Origin of the sequence: Nostoc sp. PCC 7524, assembly GCF_000316645.1 — a bacterium.
GTDB lineage: Bacteria > Cyanobacteriota > Cyanobacteriia > Cyanobacteriales > Nostocaceae > Trichormus.
Genome location: NC_019684.1, coordinates 3,880,557 through 3,900,573 on the forward strand (window position 1 = coordinate 3,880,557; position 20,017 = coordinate 3,900,573).

21 protein-coding genes, 1 tRNA gene and 1 pseudogene are annotated in these 20,017 nt (G+C 37.6%); 18 read left to right on the forward strand and 5 right to left on the reverse strand.

Going from position 1 to position 20,017, the window contains the following annotated elements:
• The first annotated feature begins 14 nt into the window (after positions 1-14).
• The 15 genes from NOS7524_RS15620 to NOS7524_RS15690 all read left to right on the forward strand — a co-directional run bounded on the left by NOS7524_RS15620 (position 15) and on the right by NOS7524_RS15690 (position 14,031).
• Positions 15-1,382 carry an IS4 family transposase gene (locus NOS7524_RS15620; protein WP_041555549.1) on the forward strand — a complete coding sequence of 456 codons (1,368 nt, stop codon included), beginning with the start codon at positions 15-17 and terminating at the stop codon, positions 1,380-1,382.
• Positions 1,383-1,407: 25 nt separating this feature from the next.
• A complete protein-coding gene (locus NOS7524_RS31100) occupies positions 1,408-2,886 on the forward strand; it encodes a peptidoglycan DD-metalloendopeptidase family protein (RefSeq protein WP_015139447.1) in 1,479 nt (492 codons plus the stop codon).
• Positions 2,886-3,617: a phage baseplate assembly protein V gene (locus NOS7524_RS15630; protein ID WP_015139448.1), complete on the forward strand. Its 732-nt coding sequence runs from the start codon at positions 2,886-2,888 to the stop codon at positions 3,615-3,617. Before NOS7524_RS31100 ends, NOS7524_RS15630 begins: the two co-directional genes overlap by 1 nt.
• A gap of 5 nt (positions 3,618-3,622) precedes the next feature.
• On the forward strand, positions 3,623-4,369 hold the full coding sequence (locus NOS7524_RS15635; RefSeq protein WP_015139449.1) for a D-Ala-D-Ala carboxypeptidase family metallohydrolase: 747 nt from the start codon (positions 3,623-3,625) through the stop codon (positions 4,367-4,369).
• Positions 4,370-4,805: 436 nt separating this feature from the next.
• A complete protein-coding gene (locus NOS7524_RS15640; protein ID WP_015139450.1) occupies positions 4,806-5,138 on the forward strand; it encodes a lysozyme in 333 nt (110 codons plus the stop codon).
• Between the two features lie 6 nt (positions 5,139-5,144).
• On the forward strand, positions 5,145-6,326 hold the full coding sequence (locus tag NOS7524_RS15645; protein ID WP_015139451.1) for a baseplate J/gp47 family protein: 1,182 nt from the start codon (positions 5,145-5,147) through the stop codon (positions 6,324-6,326).
• 22 nt (positions 6,327-6,348) lie between these two features.
• A complete protein-coding gene (locus NOS7524_RS27860) occupies positions 6,349-7,029 on the forward strand; it encodes an NUMOD3 domain-containing DNA-binding protein (RefSeq protein ID WP_015139452.1) in 681 nt (226 codons plus the stop codon).
• Positions 7,029-7,637 carry a phage tail protein gene (locus NOS7524_RS15655; RefSeq protein ID WP_015139453.1) on the forward strand — a complete coding sequence of 203 codons (609 nt, stop codon included), beginning with the start codon at positions 7,029-7,031 and terminating at the stop codon, positions 7,635-7,637. Before NOS7524_RS27860 ends, NOS7524_RS15655 begins: the two co-directional genes overlap by 1 nt.
• A 35-nt stretch (positions 7,638-7,672) precedes the next feature.
• Positions 7,673-9,061, forward strand: a complete 1,389-nt coding sequence (locus NOS7524_RS15660; RefSeq protein ID WP_015139454.1) for a hypothetical protein — start codon at positions 7,673-7,675, stop codon at positions 9,059-9,061.
• A 20-nt stretch (positions 9,062-9,081) separates the two neighbouring features.
• Positions 9,082-10,221 (forward strand): phage tail protein, encoded by a 1,140-nt coding sequence (locus tag NOS7524_RS27865; protein ID WP_015139455.1) that lies wholly within the window; start codon positions 9,082-9,084, stop codon positions 10,219-10,221.
• A gap of 11 nt (positions 10,222-10,232) precedes the next feature.
• Positions 10,233-10,628: a hypothetical protein gene (locus NOS7524_RS15670; RefSeq protein ID WP_015139456.1), complete on the forward strand. Its 396-nt coding sequence runs from the start codon at positions 10,233-10,235 to the stop codon at positions 10,626-10,628.
• A gap of 5 nt (positions 10,629-10,633) precedes the next feature.
• Positions 10,634-11,980, forward strand: a complete 1,347-nt coding sequence (locus NOS7524_RS15675) for a WD40/YVTN/BNR-like repeat-containing protein (protein ID WP_015139457.1) — start codon at positions 10,634-10,636, stop codon at positions 11,978-11,980.
• A 99-nt stretch (positions 11,981-12,079) separates the two neighbouring features.
• On the forward strand, positions 12,080-12,943 hold the full coding sequence (locus NOS7524_RS15680) for a hypothetical protein (protein ID WP_015139458.1): 864 nt from the start codon (positions 12,080-12,082) through the stop codon (positions 12,941-12,943).
• Between the two features lie 46 nt (positions 12,944-12,989).
• A complete protein-coding gene (locus tag NOS7524_RS15685) occupies positions 12,990-13,487 on the forward strand; it encodes a hypothetical protein (protein ID WP_015139459.1) in 498 nt (165 codons plus the stop codon).
• Between the two features lie 88 nt (positions 13,488-13,575).
• Positions 13,576-14,031 (forward strand): hypothetical protein, encoded by a 456-nt coding sequence (locus NOS7524_RS15690; protein WP_015139460.1) that lies wholly within the window; start codon positions 13,576-13,578, stop codon positions 14,029-14,031.
• 296 nt (positions 14,032-14,327) lie between these two features.
• On the opposite strand, the gene NOS7524_RS15695 is transcribed toward NOS7524_RS15690, so the two are convergent.
• Entirely contained in the window at positions 14,328-15,353 is a 1,026-nt protein-coding gene (locus tag NOS7524_RS15695) for a hypothetical protein (protein ID WP_015139461.1), read from the reverse strand.
• Positions 15,354-15,395: 42 nt separating this feature from the next.
• Positions 15,396-15,545: a hypothetical protein gene (locus NOS7524_RS30095; RefSeq protein WP_015139462.1), complete on the reverse strand. Its 150-nt coding sequence runs from the start codon at positions 15,543-15,545 to the stop codon at positions 15,396-15,398.
• Positions 15,546-15,995: 450 nt separating this feature from the next.
• Here NOS7524_RS30095 and NOS7524_RS15700 point away from each other — a divergent pair.
• A tRNA-Ala gene (locus NOS7524_RS15700) sits at positions 15,996-16,068 on the forward strand.
• A gap of 34 nt (positions 16,069-16,102) precedes the next feature.
• On the opposite strand, the pseudogene NOS7524_RS29520 reads toward NOS7524_RS15700, so the two are convergent.
• Positions 16,103-16,189: pseudogene (locus NOS7524_RS29520) on the reverse strand (DUF2887 domain-containing protein); the annotation flags it as partial.
• A gap of 92 nt (positions 16,190-16,281) precedes the next feature.
• On the opposite strand from NOS7524_RS29520, the gene menB reads away from it, so the two are divergent.
• Positions 16,282-17,115, forward strand: coding sequence for a 1,4-dihydroxy-2-naphthoyl-CoA synthase (gene menB, locus NOS7524_RS15705; protein WP_015139463.1), 834 nt, complete (start codon positions 16,282-16,284; stop codon positions 17,113-17,115).
• Positions 17,116-17,244: 129 nt separating this feature from the next.
• Here menB and NOS7524_RS15710 read toward each other — a convergent pair whose 3' ends face one another.
• Together NOS7524_RS15710 and NOS7524_RS15715 are read right to left on the reverse strand one after the other, a co-directional pair.
• A complete protein-coding gene (locus NOS7524_RS15710; RefSeq protein WP_015139464.1) occupies positions 17,245-17,559 on the reverse strand; it encodes a hypothetical protein in 315 nt (104 codons plus the stop codon).
• Positions 17,560-18,067: 508 nt separating this feature from the next.
• Entirely contained in the window at positions 18,068-18,640 is a 573-nt protein-coding gene (locus NOS7524_RS15715; RefSeq protein WP_015139465.1) for a DUF721 domain-containing protein, read from the reverse strand.
• Between the two features lie 124 nt (positions 18,641-18,764).
• On the opposite strand from NOS7524_RS15715, the gene NOS7524_RS15720 reads away from it, so the two are divergent.
• Positions 18,765-19,976, forward strand: a complete 1,212-nt coding sequence (locus tag NOS7524_RS15720; protein ID WP_015139466.1) for an SPOR domain-containing protein — start codon at positions 18,765-18,767, stop codon at positions 19,974-19,976.
• The last annotated feature ends 41 nt before the right edge of the window (positions 19,977-20,017 follow it).

The window sequence follows — 20,017 nt, forward strand, 5'->3', positions numbered from 1 at the left end:
TCATAAACACTACTGTGACACTACGAGTACAAATTCTCAAGGATAAATTTAGCCAAAGTTTAGGGCTACCCTTTAAAGAACTATTGCCAGAATCGGCAATTAGACAAGCAATATCTGAATTAAATATTAAATACAAAAAGCGATTATTTGACCCGCTAATAACGTTGTGGGCATTTTTATCTCAGGTTTTGGATACTGATAAAACTTGTCATAACGCTGTAAGTAAAATAATTGCACATTTGGCAGAATCAGAAGTAGAAATTCCTTCAACAGATACAAGTGCTTATTGTCAAGCTAGGGCAAGGTTGCCAGAAAAATTATTAGAAAAACTTTTTAATTTCTCTGCACAAAGCTTAGAAGAGAAAGTGAACCAAGAAAATTTATGGTGTGGTCGAAATGTGAAAGTAATAGATGGCTCAACTGTATCTATGCCTGACACACAAGAAAACCAAAAAGAATATCCTCAACCTAGCACTCAACAAGAAGGATGTGGGTTCCCAATTGCCAAAATCGGGGTAATATTCAGTTTAGTTACTGGAGCCGCTGTTGCACTGTGCATAGACGTTTTGAACACTCATGATATTAAATTAGCGAGAAAAATGTACAGTTTTCTCAAACCAAATGATGTACTTTTAGGGGATAGAGCTTTTTGTGCTTACGCCGATATCGTTTCTATTACCAAACTTGGCTGTGATGCTGTATTTCGCAAGCATCAATCTCGGACAACAACCATGCGAAAAGGCAAAATTGTTGGCGATTGTGACAAGTTAGTTACTTGGCATAAGCCTAAAAGTTGTCCAAAAGGATTGAATAAAGATGAATTTAATGCTCTACCTCAAACCATAACTTTGCGAGAGATTTACTATTACATCGTTATTCCTGGTTTTCGCACTCAACGAGTTAGCTTGATTACTACTCTTTTAGATAAAGCAACTTATTCTACTCTAGAAGTTGTTGGACTTTATGGTAAACGTTGGGATGTTGAATTGGATTTGAGACATCTGAAAACCACATTAGGGATGGATGTTCTACGGTGTAAAACTCCTTCTATGATCCGCAAAGAAATTCATGTTTATTTACTCGCTTACAATCTACTTCGTAGCTTAATGTGGCAGGCTGGAACTACTTATAATACTCCTCCCTTACGCTTATCGCTACAAGGTACTCGCCATCATTTAATTAACTTTCTTCCCAAATTATTAGCTGCTCATTCAACAAAACGTCTTCAAATTTATCGTACTTTACTCAAAGTTATTCCTCACAAGGCTGTTCCCTACCGCCCAGGTCGTAGTGAACCACGAGTTCGTAAACGTCGCCCCAAAATTTACCCCTTGATGACCAAACCCCGGCATGAATTACGTAAACAATTGCAAACTGCTTAATTGATCAGCGTTTCGGCTTTTCTTAGTGCCATTCAATACTGCCTCCAAAGCAGCAGCAGATTCTACCTCAACTACTCCTCAGCAAGAGAATCTACCTCAAGCTAAAACTTATACTGGAGGTCAGATTACTATTGAGATGGGCTATGACGGTAACACTATAGCTGCCTATTCATTCATCCATACAGGTCTTAGATATTCTTTATTTGAACCAGATGCCTTAGAATTCACTGGTCAAGCTGCCTCTTGGGTACTAACACAGAGGATTAAGAATACTGTTTATACTAATATGAGCTTTAAGAAGATAGCTCAAAGGATTACCTCAGCTTATGGTATGAAGCTAGATATGTCAGAGGAAGGGCCTACTTATACCTACTTCCCTCAGAGAGGACAGAGTGATTATGAGGCTCTACTAATAGAAGCTAGAAGAATAGGTTACAGAGTACATACTAAAGGAGCCACCTTATCTATTAAGCCTAGAAAGGATGTAATGGCTGATAAGGAAGTATTTGTATTGGAATATGGGGATAATTTAGGCACTATCTTTGAAGTTATTCATGAAGCTCAGAGAGATAGTGAAGATGGAGCTAGATCCTCTAGTCCTGGAGCTAATAATTCAACAGGTGAGAGGAAGTTTGAGATTGACCCAGACTCAGGTAAGGTAGTACAGAAGAGAAAGGAGAATGTAGTAGGTACTGGTAGAGATGGTGCAGTAGCTACTACAGGGTCTATTCTACCTAGACCTATACCTAAGACTATAGGTAATACTGATAAACAAGATGCTGATAATAGAGCTAATGAGACTAGAATTAAAGGATTACAAGCTGATGCCCAATTCCCCACTACACCAGAAGCTTTAACCTTAGACCCAGACACTCCCTTACTCACTAAAGGTATCAGTACCTTCTTAGATAGGATGTGGGTAATTGATACAGTCACTCATGATTACGATGGTAGGTTTATCACCAGAGTTAGCTGTTTTAGTCCTATATCTAAAGCTAAAGAAACTGCTGATATTATTACTGCTACTCCCAGCTCTACAAATATAGTAGGTCAGATTATAACTGCTGTATCTTCCTTTTATAGTGGATATATCATCCCAGCTAAAGGAATATTCTCCTCACCTTTTGGTATGAGAACTCTTAGAGGTAGGACTAGAATGCACAATGGGATTGATATTGCTAATGCTGTAGGTACTCCCATCTATGCTGCTGCTAATGGAACTGTCTCTTTTGCTGCATTTGGTACTAATGCAAATCAAAAGAATGGTTACGGCAATGTAATAGTAATAGACCATGCTAATAATGAGCAGACTCTATATAGCCACCTAAGTCAGATAGTAGTTAATAATGGTCAACAAGTTACCCAAGGTCAATTAATAGGAAAGATGGGTAATACAGGATTCAGCACGGGGCCGCATCTGCATTGGGAGATTAGGGTCAATGGCAAACCTATTAATCCAGCATCTAGAGTTAAATTACCTCCAGTAAGGGGAAGGATTCAATAATGGAAGAAATATTTAAACTATGGAAGCTCTCAGAGAAAGCTACTCAAATATCTCTAGATAATGTGGGTAGAATTCCCTTTGGAACCTTAGCGATCGTTACAGATAATAATGACCCAGAAGGTAGGAGAAGGATTAAGGTAGCATTACCTAATACCCCTTCACTTAATAGCGATTGGTTAAGGAGATTACTAGCCTACCCCAACATAGATCCACCTCTACCTAAGATTGGAGAAACTGTTCTAGTTCTCTATGCTAATGGACTCGAATCTAATGGTTGGTACTTATCTCTCTGTAATGACACTAACCCACCTAGAGATAAACAATCACCTCTGAATGACCTATCTCAAGAAATCCCAGGTAATAGGGATATTGAGGTAAAAGGTAATGATGATTTAGTTATAGGAGGTAAGTTAACTACCAATGCAGATGATATTGAATTTAATTCTGAGAAGGATATTACTGCTGAGGTGAAGGGTAATATCTTCATGAATGCTTTACAAGCTATCACCCTACAAGCTGCTCAGTATGTGATGTTCAAAGTAGGTCAGTGGACTTTCAAACTATTTGCAAATGGTACTTCTGAGGTAAGAGGAGGTGTAATAACTATCGATATGGGTGGTCACGGAATACGATTCACGAATGTAGGCACTATGGAGATTAATGGTAGCCCTATTGCTGTTGAAGGTGCTGTTGACTCAGATGGAGACGTAATAGTAGATGCTGGGTGGTAAATAATATGAATAAATTCCCTAAATTAAATGAAGTTGTAGATAGAAATCTAGTAATCGAGCTGGATAAAGCTCCTAAAGAGTTAGTTAAAGAAATCCAAACTAAGCTTAAATTAAAGGGGTTATATAACTATGAGGTGGATGGTATTGTAGGTAATCTAACTAGAAAGGCATTTGCTGAATTTAAGGAATCTGTATGGTTATCTCACCCTACCTTAATAGGTTCAAGTGTAGCGGCTAACTTATTAGAGATAGGTGAACATAGAGTTAGTGAACAAACTCAAGTTAGTAACTATAGCCCCCTAACAATATCTAGAACGGGTAAATCAATGAGATTGCCTAATGGTAATACCGTTTTTGAGAACGAAGCTGTTATAGAAGGTATTTCACTAACCTGGGGTGAGGTGACTAAGGGTTGTACTAGAGTCCCTGAGAATAATCAAATTGTCAGTAATATTATTGAGACAGCTAAACTGTTTGGTGAAATTAGAGATAAATGGGGCAGCCCTATTATAATTACCTCTGGTTATAGACCTCCTGCTATTAATCGTGCTGTTGGAGGAGCTAGCAAAAGTCAGCATATTATTGGTAGAGCATTAGACATACGGAACTCTACCGGAGATATTTATAAACTATATGACCTAATCCTAGGAGTTATGAGAGCTAGAGGTACAGGAGGGTTAGGCAGGGGTATGCGTTTATCCTTCTGTCATATTGATACCCGTAATAATTCTCTAGTTATCTTTGATTATTAAAGTGGGTTAGGTGGCAACCTTAACTAGGTTAACGTTGACAACTCTACTTCATAGAGGTGGCAACCCCTCTTCTAGTTAACTGTATATATAATAAATCAAGGGTTGCCACCTTACATCTCAGTATAAATTAAATTAAGTATTAAGTTTATGCTTATTATCTTTCCCTTTAACTAGAAGGATTCCTCCTGAGCATGAGGTATAGTTACTACCCCTTAATTAATAAGGTAACAACCCTAACTTAGTTAGTATTGGCATCTTCACCTTCGGTAAAGGTGGCAACCCCCTTTCTAGTAATCCTTAAGAATAATAATTAAGGGTTGCCACCTTATTTTAGATAATTATTATTGTTAATAATAAAGTTCAATATTTAGGTTAGGTATATTACCCTTTGTACTAGAAACCAACCTTAGACAAAATTATATATTAGATAAACAATATGACAACAGGCATAGCATTTCCCCTAACTTTAGATAAATCTAGGGGCAATTTATTAATGGCTTCTGAAGGGGAATTGATTAAAGGTCATATTCTTTCCTGGTTACAAACTCAGCCTAGAGAGCGTGTAATGAGACCCCAATATGGAATGAGAGATCCATTATTTAATTCCGCATCAGATATATCTATCTTTGCTAGTGAAGTACAGGAAGGATTGAGAAGATATATCCCAGATATTGACTTCCAGGTATATGGATCTATTAATGATGCAGGAGAGGCTGTCTTAAGTATCTTTTGGGAAGATGAGAGTATTACTTTAAGAGTATCTTTATAATTAAATATGACAACAGAACCTTTAACATCAATAATTTTAGATCCCCAGGCAGAGGAGGAATTAGCTCTAAGATCCCAAGCCAGAGTATTTAATGAATCTGGGGGTTTATTAAATGACTTCTCAGAGAATTCCCCTGTAGCTGCTTTAATTCAAGGTCAAGCTTTTGCAGGAGCAGAACTTTTATACTACATTAATCAGTTACCTTTAGCTTTAGTTATAGATTTCCTCAAGATAACTGGAGTAGAGAGGAGTTTAGGTACTAAAGCTACCACTACACTAACCTTCACCCTAATAACTCCTCAATCCACTACCTTCACAATACCTGAAGGCTTTGAGGTAGTAGATTTATCTGGTAGATATTCATTCTTCACCGATGCTCCCTTACAAATACCTCCAGGACTAACTTCCGGTTCTGTAACTGCTACTGCTGAGGAAGTTGGTAGTGCTTATAACCTAGCACCTTACACGATTGTAGGAGCTACTCAACCTCTTACTTTCCTATCTCAGGTAGTTAATACTGAGCCTTCCTCTGGAGGTACTGATGCAGAGACAGTAGAGGAGACTATCAGTAGGGGATTAGCTCAACTAAGGTTAAGGAACCTAGTATCTGCCAATGATTATGAGCAAGCTGCTGAGAATATTCTAGGACAGGGTTCAGTAGCTAAAGCAATAGGACTACTCTCTCAGAATAAATTAAATACAGAGGAATTAGGTGCGGTACATTTATTCCTCCTGAATGCTAACCAAGAACCTGCTAATCAGGCTCAAATCTCCCAAGTAAGAAATCAATTAAGCTCTAGGATTCAGTTAGGTACTCGGCTATATATCAGCCCAATGGAGCTATTACCTATTAGTGGAGACTTAATAGCTAAATTAGTACCTGGAGCTAAATTAGATGAAGTTATTAATGACCTTTGGGAAGCTTATCAGGATTATCTAAATCCCTCTACTTATCCACCGGGTCAGGATGTAATTATGAATGAGGTAGAGTACCATTTAAGATTAACTGGGGGAATAAAAGATATTCAATTATTATCGTTAAATAACCAACCCGTTAATGTACCCTTACCTAATTTATATACCCTTCCTACACCTTATAGTCTCTTTATTCAATTAGTAGATGTTGAAGGTAATATCTATCAACAAGTAATGGGAGAAGGTGAATCTCCTGATTTCTTTATAAATTAAATTATTATTAAATATATTTAATATGACTACAGGTATATATGCCATCATCAACAAGATTGATGGTAAATCTTATATTGGAAGTGCTACTAAAAGTTTTAATCATAGGTGGTATAACCATAAATACTATCTAAGATTAAATAAACATCACTCCCCTTATCTTCAAAGAGCTTGGAATAAATATGGTGGGGATAGTTTTGAATTTAAAATCTTAGAAATAATTCCTAAAGAAGAATGGATCTATAATAAGTATGTAACAGACTTTGAGCAAATTTATTTAGATACCTATCAGCCCGAATACAATATATGCCCTACTGCTGGTAGTAAAATAGGTTATAAACATTCTGAGGAAACTAAAAAGAAAATTGGAAATTCCAATAAAGGTAAGACTCGTTCAGAGGAGGCTAGAAAGAGATTCAGTGAATCTTATAAAGGTAAATCTCCTTCTCTAGAAACAAGGGAGAAGATTAGATTAGCTAATACAGGTAGGATTAAATCAGAAGAAGAAAGGAAGAAACTTAGTATAGCTAATTCAAAGAAGAAGTGGGTAGTAACCTCTTCTCTTATGGAAGAACAAATTGTTACAAGTCTATCCGCTTTTTGTAGGGAGAATAATATTTCTGTTTCTTGTTTACATAGAGTCGCACAAGGAAAGAGAAATCACCACAAAGGCTGGAAATGTAGACCTTTTGGGGGTGAGGTTTAATGCAAACGCAAATCGCGTGGCAGACAGGTAGACCTATCTTCTCAAGACTTCCAGAGGTTTATCAAGAGAATGCGATCGCTAACTATCTAACAGCATTCTGGGATGAATTATTAGTTAACAATAAAGCTAGAATTGATGATTTACCTCGACAGCTTAATCCTCTTACCTGTGATGCTAATTGGTTAGATTTCTTAGCACCTTTATGTGGTTTTACGGGAGAGTATTGGGATAGAAAATGGCAAGATAACTTTAAAAGAAACTTAATAGCTAGTTCATACCAAAGGATATGGTCTAACAAAGGTAGTAGGGAATGTTTATCTACTGTATTAATTTGCTTTAAAATCCCTCATAACATTGCTACTATGGGTGATTTCATATTAGGTCAATCTAAATTAGGAGTAGATCCATTAGGCAGTTTGGCTTTTAAATATATCATTTACCTACGAAGTTCTTATCAAGGAACTCCTGAAGTCAAGTTAGTAGAGAAATTAAATAAACTATTCGGTCCTTGTTGGTGTAAATCCGAAGTTATATTTGATGATTCTGTAGTTTCTATGAATATAGAGCAGGAATTAAACTCCCTACTTCTGTCATTAATGCTTACTTAAATTCTTAAATTAAATTTTATATTAATTAATACAATATGACTCAGATTTTAGGAACACTCTTGGATTCAGGAGGTAGTCCTGTCACGGGTAAATTAAGGGTTACTCTTACTGGCAACCTAATAGATATTGCTGCTAATCCGGACTCCATTCAATTAGTAGAACCTAGTTTATTTGATATTACTAATGGGGTTCTAAATATTACTTTAAATGAATCAGAGACTAAGAAGGTAACTTATAGGTTTGAATTCTTTAAGACTGATGCAGAAGGTAACTTAATAGAGCCTGCCCTTTTAGATTTCTATGCTATAGTACCTAACTTAGCTGATGTACAGTTTGCTTCTCTAGCACCTACTGGAATGGTAAATGATGTACTAGATACTGGAGCATTAAGGGTAGCTCAAATTATTGCCAATAATCCTAATTTAGCTCAAAGTATTGGTGGACCCTTCCCTCAAGGTAATTTTAACCCTGCCTCTACTTATAAATATCGTGATTTAGTTAATTACTTAAATAGAACTTACATCTCAAAAAGTATAACCCCTATTACTGGAGTTTTACCAACAGATACTAATAACTGGATGCTCATTCCTGTGGAACCTGATGGTAATTTAATCTTGGGGGATGATACTCCTTATGGGGTTGCCTGGGATGGTTCGGGATTGGCAGCTTCTCAAGATGCTATATATGATGCTATCCAAACTGTTAACTCTAATATCAATTTAAAAGCTAATATTGATAGCCCTATTTTTACAGGCAATGTTATAGTACCTAACCAGACTGCTGGAAGCAATAATAATAGGGCAGCTAATACATCTTATGTTGATGAAGGTTTAGCTCTAAAGGCTGATACAACCTATGTAGATGCTGGTTTAAATTTAAAAGCTAATTTAGCTAGCCCTAATTTAACAGGTAATCCTATTGCTCCTACTCCATCTTGGGGTAGTAGTAATACTTCTATTGCCACTACTCAGTACGTAACACAAGCCTTTACACCCAAGTTAATTGTTGGTAAAGGTACTACTCAGACAATACCAAACAATGTAGCTACTGCTGTTACTAACTACGCTTCACCTACTTTAGATACTAATTCTATATTTAACGCGAGTACAGGAGTAGCAGTAATTCCTGTAGGTAGGTCTGGAACCTACATAATTAATGGTCTGGTAGGCTGCATTGTTGATGGCTCTAGTACGGGATACGGTAGAGTTTCTTTGTATTTAGGTGTATCTGGTTTAGGTGATGTACTTCTTGACGAAAAGCAGCTTACTAATTTTGATGAAACTGGGATGTATGCAACAGGTAGTGTCATGCTTAATTTAGTAGCTGGTCAACAACTTAACCTGTGGGTTAGCGCATATCACGATACTCCACCGACTAGCCATTATATTACTGTCGCTAGGTTTGAATTACAAAGAATTCCCTAATAGTATTTAACCAACTTAATATGACAAGAAAAGTATTCCAAAATGGACAACCCCTCTTTGCTGAGGATGTTAATGCCATTGCATATCCTATACCAGATGGACAGGATTTTATAGGCAGAGGCCCCAAAGTAATTGATGAGTATTTAGACGATGCCCCTACTCAAATAAAATCCAGATTCTACAGCTTCTATGACAGATTAAAAGTCAGCCACACTACAGGGTTGGCTTTTTCTTATTTAGGAGGGGCTGTACTTCTAAGTAATGGTGTTGTGACTACCATTAGCCCAGGTACTATTTCAGTTGCTAATAATGCTACTAACTATATATTTGTAGGAAGTAATGGTGCTGTTCAATCCTCCACTCAATTACCTAATGAATGCTTTCCTCTAGCTATAGTTACCACAAGTGGAGGAACAGTATCAGGTGGTGTAATTGATTTAAGAGACAAAATAATAGATAGAGTCAGCCCTGGAACCATCCCCGTTGAACAGATAGTTCCTTCTGGTACTGGAATGGAATTCTGGGGTAGTGTTCTCCCTTCTGGTTGGTTATGGTGTGATGGTAGTTTATATGAACCTTCTCAATACCCTACATTGTTTGCTGCAATTGGTTACACTTTTGGTCAATCTGGTACTAGGTTTAGAGTGCCAGACAAGAGAGGTAGAGTTAGCGTTGGTGCAGGTCAAGGTAGTGGCTTAACTAATAGATTACTTGGTCAGATCTTTGGTGAAGAAAGCGTAACCTTAAACGTTGCTCAACTACCTTCTCACTCTCATGGAATTAATGATCTAGGACACTCCCACTCTGTTAATGATCCAAGTCATAGTCATGGAATAAGTGATCCAGGGCATTTTCATAATATATATGCTTGGATTGGTAGACCTGGAGTTTTTGATGATGGGCTTACAGATGCCTTTACTACTAATAAGAACGTAGCTATTGCAGGGGAAGACCAGAATAATAAAGCTTATATTGCAACTAATGCTAATGGTGTTCAATTAGTAGCAAATTCAGGTACAAATATAGGAATATTCGGAAGTAGAACTAATATTAGTATTGCTTCTCAAGGTACTGGAATCACTATTAATCCTCAAGGTGGTAACGGCTCTCATAACAATATTCAACCTAGTATTGTTTGCAACGCTATTATTAAAATCTAATAATAATAAATATGACTAATATACAAGTTAAAGATGGCTTAGGTAAGAATATTTATCTAAAAGCTACAGGTACAGGAACTCTAGCTGACCCTTATATTACTGAACAGAGAGTTACTATAACTAATGAGCCATTCCCTCTAGCTACAGAGACAACTGTAGATTCAATTAAAACCTTGAATGAGGTATCTCTTGGACAAAAAGGGCATACCTTTGTAGATACAACTTCCCCTCAGACAGGTTTGTGGGTAGCTATTCAAATATTAGAACTAGCTAGATTTTCTAACTTAACTTGCAGTGATACTACCTCCCCAGCAGTAAATGTAAACTTACCCATTGGGTTTGTTCTTTATGGAAATATTACTGCATTCACATTAAGTTATGGAAAGGTTATAGCTTATAAAGGTTAATTTGAATGAAACTATCAGTAGGATTGGGATTAATTTCCAATAAGTTTAATCCCAAGGAAGACTATAAATCAGATACAGTTCTTATAGGTGCTGGAGGTTTTGTACTAGGCTTAAGGAGTCACCCACTGGAGGCTGATTTACTTTACTGCTTTACTGATGTCGGTGGAGCCTATAGATTTGATCCTATAAATGAAAGTTGGATTCTGATTACTAAATTTCCTTTCTTTGAGGGGAGTCCTGGGCATCAGTATGGTATTGAAGATTTAGCCTTAGATCCCTCTAATCCTGATATTGTATACATCTCTTCAGGGAAGTATGCTACCCAAGGAGTAAAGGGTGACTTTTTAAAATCAACTGATAAGGGTAATACCTGGACTAAGTTAGGGTTAGATGTCTATATAGGGGCTAATCATTCTCATAGACGCACTGGCCCAATGATTCAAATATCTCCTCATGATAATAATCATATTGTTGTAGCTACTCACCATGAAGGGATTTGGATTACTTTTAATGGAGGGCAGAATACAGGGGATTGGGTTCAAGCTAACTTAATTCCCTGTACTCCTTATATTCAATTTTCTTCATGGCACGTAGCTAAAGCTATTAGAGCTATCTGGATTGATTTAATAGATCCTGATGTAGTTTATGCTTGTTTATCAGATTTAACTTATACCTTATTTAATGGAACAGTTGTAAGACCTTATCTCACAGAGGATGCGGGGTTATATAAATCAACAGATAAGGGGATAACTTGGACTAAGGTTCCTTCTCAACCTACTGGGCTTACCAGGGTTAATAAGATTACTCAATCCCCTAATGGAACTATTTGGATAACACATACCACAGGATTCTGTAAATTTAATCCTACCACTGGTGAATTTACTGATTATAATAATACTACTTTAGGGATTAATTCTACTGGATTTGGAGGTATTGCAGTCTCTCCTTTTGACCCTTTAGAAGTTACTGTATTTACTTTAGGTAATTGGGGTAAGCAGAGAATATTTAGGACTACTGATGAGGGTTCTACCTGGAATGAGATAGTTTACACTTATGAAACTATGCCTTGGTCTACTCCAAGTCCTAATGCTCGTTATACTCCTACCGAGACAGCAGACTGCACCTATAACAGGCATATTCCTAGTAATAAGCCTGATGAGCTTTATTTCTCTACTTGGTTTGCGGTTTATAAATCAACAAATACTAGAAGTAATTCTCCCCACTTTAATCTATTAATTAAACATATAGAGTTATTAGTAACTTTAGGTTTATTCTGCCCTCCTAAACAAGAGGATTATAATATTCCTCCCCTTATCTCAGGTCATGCTGATTTAGGAGCTTACGTCCATTAACAAGGATTTAATAACTACCCTTTATTCGTAGATGATTATTACAATACTCTAGGGCAGCAGGAGAATAGAACTAACTACACTCGTACTGTAGATTTCTGTATGCAGCAACCTAGATATATGGCTCTATCAGGGACTAGGAACTTTAGCCCCTTTGGTAATATTCTTTTAGTTAGTTCTGATGCTGGTAGTACTTGGTCAATTACTCCAACACTACCTCCAGGAATATTTGCATCAACTCCTAACATTAATGGAAGTTCTCAATGCCCTAGAATAGCTTACTCAGCAACTACTCCTGGAGTATTCTTAGTCAGTAGAACTAATGGAGAACCAAGCTTAACTGTAGATAATGGTAATAGCTTTATTTTAAGTTCTTCTACAACTAAACCAGCAGGAGACACCTATGCTGATTTCAGTTGGAAGTTCACCTTAGTACCAGATAGAGTAAATGGGAATAAGTTCTATTACGTAAGGAATACTCAATTATGGGTGGCTACTTGGAATGGATCAACCTCAACTCCTGATTACACTTGGCAGTTAGTCAACAATTCAATAGGGTTAAGAAATTATTACGAATATCAAGGTGTATTATCTTCCCCCACAGAAGAAGGACATATATGGATATACTCAAATTCTACAGAAAGCGGAGCAGTTAAATTGTCTAAATCCTTAAATGGAGGGACTACTTTTACCCCCATAACCGGGTTTGATAGAGTAATAATTGCAGCTCTTGGTAAAGGTTCAGAAGTACCCGGAGATGCCAGCTATTCTGCCTATGCTTTTGGTTCTCGTAATAATATATGGGGTATTTATCAGTCTGTTGATTTAGGAGATACTTGGGAACTGATTGATACAAATGACCTTTATATAGCCAATAACCCTAACTGTATGGGTGCTAGTTTACAAACTTTTGGGGAAGTTTTCATAGGCTCTAATGGTAGTGGAATCTATTGGGTAAAGTCCTAAATATCCTTATATAAATAAAATTCATTTAAATAAAATACTAAAATTTATGAGATATCCTTTAACAAATGGCCGTTATGCTGATAGTGTAATCCTAGTTAGAGAGAGTGGCACTCCTCAAAGTGATTGGGTTGCTACTGTCCTTAATTCCTCATCTGATAGCTATACCTCACTAAACAATAGTGATAGGGTATTTACTGTTCCTGTTAATACTGAATGGAGAGTAAATTTAATTTATGCCCAATTAGTTAGTAGTGCTGTGGCAGGTAGTAGAAGATTGATTTGTAGGGTAGAAAGTCCTCTCCTCAATCCTATCTGTGAAATGGTTACACAAATCCAGCAAGCTGCCTCTACTACCCTAAGATACTCTTTTGCAGAAGGCTTACCTGATGTTTCTTCAGTTAGAGCAACTAGCTATGTAACAGCCCCATTCCCTCCAGTAATTATTGGAGCAGGATGCAGGGTGAGAGTATTAGATTTATCAGCAATAGATTCCTCTGGGGACAACCTAACAGTTAGATTAAATATTAGTCAAAGATCTATTTAATAAATAATTTAACCCCTCTACTTCATTAGGTAGAGGGGTTTGTTTGTATCCATTTAAATTATATATTTATTAGAATAAACTTGCTATCATGTCCAATACTAATACAGGAGTAAATGAAAATCAATTAGAAACTCCCAATAAACAGACATTTATTAGTGCTAGTCCCACAACCCAAGATAGGATAATTGACCAAGTAATTCTACAAGCGGGTGGAGTAGGATTAGGAATCATACTATCCCTAATAGGGTTGATATTATTAGCTAAGTGGTTAGGTCTAAGGGAAGCGTTTCAGGAATGGGTACATAAACAAAAGATAGAGGCTGAAACTCTTAAAAGCATTTCTGATACCTTAAATAGATTGAATACTGAATATGAATCTCATCGCACTCAATCTAATGAGAATACATCTAGGATTATTAAATCTATTGAGAATGTAGACCATAAAGTAACTGTTCTTAATGAGGAGTTTAAAGACTTTAGGCAGGAGGTTAGGTACTCTCAGAACCTCTCACTAAATAAAACCTATAATAAGAATTCTAGCTAAAGAAAGAGATACTTAAACTAAGATAATAAACTTTACTATTTAACTGAACTATTAATCAATAAAGGTGGCAACCCTTTTTCTTATTATATACAGTTATCTAGAAAGGGGGTTGCCACCTTTACCGAAGGTAAAGATGTCAACTTTAACTTAGTGAGGGTTGCTACCTCACGAGGTTCGGTAGAACTTCGTGCCACCTAGTTTAAGACACTTGACCTACCACCTCAATGATTAACTAAATATAAACCCTCCCAGTTAATGAACTAGGAGGGTCTTTTATTGTTTATAGGTATTTATTCTTATGCGATCGCTTTATTGCTAGTAGGTAAGGTAGGTAAGGTTAATAACTTTTTAACCAAATCCATTTGAGGTAGTATCCTTTCAACAAAGTACCTATCTCTGGGATGGTATGTTTTAACTTTCTCTAGCAGGAAATAAGACATCTTTTGTGCTGTCCATATTTCTACATCTAAGTATTGCTGAACTTTCTCAAAAGCTCTACCAGTGCCACCAAAGGGTGCTACAAAATAGAATTTAATATTATCAGTATTGAATCTGTCTTTAAGTAGTTGAGTATATCTCTTAGCTTCTATAGTGGTAATAACATTGCATAAATCTATAATATCTTTCTTTAACTCAAAGCAATATACTATTTTACCCTTGGTTTTATGGGGTTGGACTCTTAATAAATCGAACCTTCTAACTTCAGTCTTACTATCAGGATAATCTTCTACAGCATATTCAGGGGTTAACTTAAAGGGACTATGAGAGGCTAAATAGGTTAAAGCTATTTGTAAATCTAATTCATTACTCCATCCAGATTTATATATGATATCTCTAGTTACTTTATCTATTGAACTTATATCACTCTCTACTGCTTTAATAACCGACTTAGCACCTAATGATTGAAACTCTTTAGCTGTATTTGACTTACCTTGTACTAAATAGCTATAAGCGTGTTCCCAATCCCCAACCCATAATGAATTAATCCTGCCTAAACTCTCCCCCCATACTTCCCGCCAAGTTATTTTAAACTTAGCTAGCTGATTACCTTCTAATTTGAAAGCCTTACCTGCTAAGGATTCTAACGAGGTCTGTGAAAAAGACCCTGTTAAATTAACCCAGTTCTTCTTATAATCATCTGAATCCAATCCCTTAATTATACTAAGTTGGCTCATAATAAAGTAAGCACCATTACCCTCATTACTAGGAACCCATTTAATATCATGCTTCTCTACTAATTGAATTAATTCTTCTAGAGTTGTTAGGTTAGCATTAGGATAGCGATCAATAATCTTAGTTCTTAATTTAATTAAATTATTCATTTTATTTCTCCTTTAAAGGGGACTATTTCTAGTCCCCTTTATTTATATAATCTGTTCTTTAATATATTTATCTACTGCTAAGGTAATCAGACTGGTGAGGGTAATTCCTCTCTTAGAAGCCTCATAGAACCATAGATGCTTTCGACCAGTTTCGATATTCATATCTATACGGGATTTCTTTGATTTAGTCATATCAATTTACCTTTATATATACACATCTAATATATCAATAAATAATGGTAGAAAGTAGGCATCTTCTCTTATCCTTGAAGATGATGAGAGCAAACTCTCTTGTTAGAGAATCTGATAAGAGTGAATTACTAATAAAATCCCTCCTTAATTAGAGAATATTAAGGAGGGATTTTATTTGAGTGCTTTTATATAGATTTTAATATATTCTCCTATTAATTCCTTAACCTTATTACACTAATTTTAAGGTTAATAATATTGAATTCATACCCTTTATTTATAATCATTTCCACTATATCTATTTGTTATTTATATACTAAGTATGACAGCAATATATATAAGTAATCTCAATGGTTTGATGGTTATAGATAAGAAATAGTTAGTAGTGGCATATAGCTTTGTGGCATAAAGTGGCATAGACTATTTCAAGTGAGATAACTGAATATCCTTGATGGGGTTATAGCTCAGTTGGTAGAGCACTTCAATGGCATTGAAGGGGTCAGCGGTTCGAATCCGCTTAGCTCCATGTTGTACATTAAATAGTCATTGTCAGTTTTGCGTGCTGCTTCTGGTGGTTGTTCAACCAATTCAAACAGCAAACCTGGAAATTGCTGGAATAATTTGTACAAAATCGAATCACGTCGCACAACCTTGATTTTAAAGCTTTGAGATCCTCAAGCGATCGCAATACCCTAAGTCCGCGATAAAATTCTCAAGCACCAGAGTATACTTCACTTCCATGCAAATCAATTGGCAGACAGCTAAAACCTACGAAGATATCCTTTATCATAAAACTGACGGTATCGCCAAAATCACCATTAACCGTCCCCATAAACGTAATGCTTTTCGTCCCAAAACAGTCTTTGAACTCTATGATGCTTTTTGTGATGCTCGTGAAGATACCACCATTGGCGTAGTTTTATTTACGGGTGCTGGACCTCATACTGATGGCAAATATGCGTTCTGTGCGGGTGGTGATCAAAGTGTGCGTGGACAAGCTGGTTATGTAGATGAGGCTGGTGTTCCCCGGTTGAATGTCTTGGATTTACAACGCCTGATTCGTTCCATGCCGAAAGTCGTGATTGCCCTTGTTGCGGGGTATGCGATCGGGGGTGGACACGTCCTACACTTAATTTGTGATCTAACTATTGCTGCCGATAATGGCATTTTTGGGCAAACTGGCCCGAAAGTTGGTAGTTTCGACGGTGGTTTTGGTGCTAGCTATTTGGCTCGGATAGTTGGACAAAAAAAAGCACGGGAAATTTGGTTTCTCTGCCGTCAATATGATGCTCAACAAGCTTTAGAAATGGGTTTAGTCAATTGTGTTGTCCCAGTTGAAGAATTAGAAGCAGAAGGAATTAAATGGGCGCAAGAAATTTTAGAAAAAAGCCCAATCGCCATTCGCTGTTTAAAAGCGGCATTTAACGCTGATTGTGATGGACAAGCTGGCTTACAAGAACTAGCAGGGAATGCCACCTTGCTGTATTACATGACAGAAGAAGGTTCTGAAGGTAAGCAAGCCTTTTTAGAAAAGCGTCCGCCGAATTTTCGGGAATTTCCTTGGCTACCTTAAAGCGAAAGAATCGCATCTCTAGGTAGAGTGCGATTCTTTCCGAGGTTGAACTGTACAGCACTAGAAATTTTAAAAGCAAATCTTAATCTTACGCAGACTGCTAACTGAGTCAGGTAATATTATGGGTGATTAGATAAATACTGTCTCGGCTTTTGTTTGTTCAGAAGTGGAGGCAGTCTTTTCCTGAGTAGGAACAAACGCAGCATTGTCTAAATTGGATATTTGGCAATCAGATGTATTTAAAACTGGTGTAGCATCTGGTAAACTCCAAGCATCTTCCAAAGTTTCCCAAGAAGGCGCAAAAGGTGGTAACGCTAGAGAGCAAGCTTTCCAACCTGCTTGCACTGGAGCGCCCAACTGTTGGCACATTCCGCCACGGCGGCCTTCTGGCTTGTAATGGCGACAATATCGACAGGCAGATGTCAAATAATTAATGGGTTTCATTTGGGTTCATCTTTAATGCCGTTTAGGGCTAATTTCTGTCCCTATATTTTCCTTCTAGATATAAATACGTAGAGAACCCAAAATCCGTGATTATATCTAGGTCATAGCCTTTTATTGCCAAAAATAACTTTAGATTGTTTTTATATTTGTGTTATATTTTTCAATGATATCTGTAGTGGTTACATATAAATTATTGCCTATAACTAAATGGGGATCAACGGTAAATTGAAAAGTTTATATTTATAGGAAAGTTTCAATTAATCCCTCAAACGCCTAATTTTAGCTCATTAATCTGCTTAATTAATCTAGATACGAGCAAATAGATAGGTAAATTTGAATACGAAAAATAGATTATTTATACACAATACATAGCAGTTTGCTTTGATTTCTGATAGCTTACGTGGCGTAAGCCAAACTTACTTGCGTAGGTAGGACATTGGCATTGGGCAAAAACTTAACTATTAGTATTCTCCTCTGCCCCTCTGCTCCCCTGCCCCTCTGCTTCTCCCTAGCCTCTGCCCTCATACAGATTATGAGATGACTGTTTAGCACTACAAAGAGCGCAAACACTCCAACGCTGAAGTTCACCGGGGGGTGTGGGACACTGGCATTGAGGGCAAAGAGGTAAGCTTTGCGATCGCACTTGGATAGTTTTAGCCCAAAACTCAAAAGCTTGATGGGCATTTTGTCCAGTGGGTTGAATATCAGTATGGTAGCTGTCGCTATCACCTAAATAACTGGGATGTTCTGTAGGTAATACTGTTGATTCTGGCTTTACTATCTCTGGAGAATGTTGCCATCCCGCAGTAGAGAAGCGAATATCCAGCAAAGACACAGACAGTTTGGTATTGAGCTTGTTAAGTAGTGTTCTCCGACTAAATGTCAAATTTTGCGCCCAGGCTGCGCTAGAAGTTGCCACGCGCAAAACATCACGCTGCATGGATAATGGACGAGAGTGTTTAGCCGCCGCAGTGCCAACAATTTCTGCCCAGCATTGCAGCACAAGTTGAAATGGTTCTTCCCGCCATTTAGCTTGCTGTTCTAGAACACCTAAAATATCATTAACTGATTTCCAAGACATCTTGCCAAACCATAGCCACAATAGAAATTGGTTCTGGGATCTATACTAATCAACTATTTTCGTTAGGATTGGCACAAAAGTATTTACAGTTAATCCAGCAGTCTACGTTGGAGGCACAGAGGCAATGAGTCAAAACCCCCTGATGGATTCCGGTACGCGATCGCCTAAAACACCCACACTCAAGCCGGCATTAGCCGCAGCACTAGCTAGTTTAGAAGTGCAGTTAGATCAAGAATTAGCCCGTTACCGACGCACACGCATGGGAGTGAGGGCAGCCAGCCAACCTGCCGTGAATAGTTACATCAATAATCATCCTCAAGAGGTGACTCCCAAAAATACCACAGTGGCTAATACTCAGGCACCAATTGTAGAAATTAGAAACCATACAACCCCTACACCTGTTACTGAAACCCCAACCGCACCACTACCACCAGAACCACCTCAGATTCCTACTGCGGCTGAGTCGAATACACAAATTCCCCTACCTCCCCCCGATGCCGCTAGTAGCATAGTTCCTGCCACTAGCCAAACTCATCAGAATGACAAGCTGCTAGCCGATGACACACCTACCCAACCAGATGACTACTTAGAATCAAGTGAAGCATTACTACGTAGTTTGACGGATGAACAACCACAAACTGAGAACCAACCCAGCAATTCTAACGATAGTCTGCTATCACCCTTGGGTATAGGCTCCATGTTGCTGTTACTACTAGCAAGTTTGACATTGGGATATGTGGTATTTAACCCAAAAAGCTTACCCCAGTTTAATTTCAGTCGATTATTTAACAGTAACTCAGCACCCAGTGACGAAAATTCAGAGGTAGTTAGCACCAACTCCCAGCCCCAACCACAGCCAGAACTCACACCTATACCTAAGTATCCCAACCTAGCTGCTCAAGAATTTCCACAAGTCAGAGATCCTAACGATATAGTTGGCTTACAACCTAAAATTCAACCAACACCTATAGCCCCATCTAACCCTGTTACTATCCCTACACCAGTCATTCCCCCAGCTATCAATCCTTTACCACAGTTGCAACCTTTACCACCAATCGATCTATCTCCTACCCCACAACCTCCGCCAACACCTACCGCTACACCAACCCAGGCAAATACAGAAATCAAACCAGCAGCAGATGGACGTTACTACATAGTGGCAGACAATCAAGGGGCGAGTTCTTTGGCGGCTGCTAGACAGGTAGTTCCAGACGCTTACCTATCAAATAATCAAAAATTAATTTATCTGGGCGCTCTTAAAACAAAAGCAGAAGCGCAACAACGGCTCAAGCAATTACAAGCCAAGGGCATTCCAGCTAGGGTACAGCAGCCATGAGGGACAAAAATTTAAGATAGGATGGGTAAGACGTTGACAAT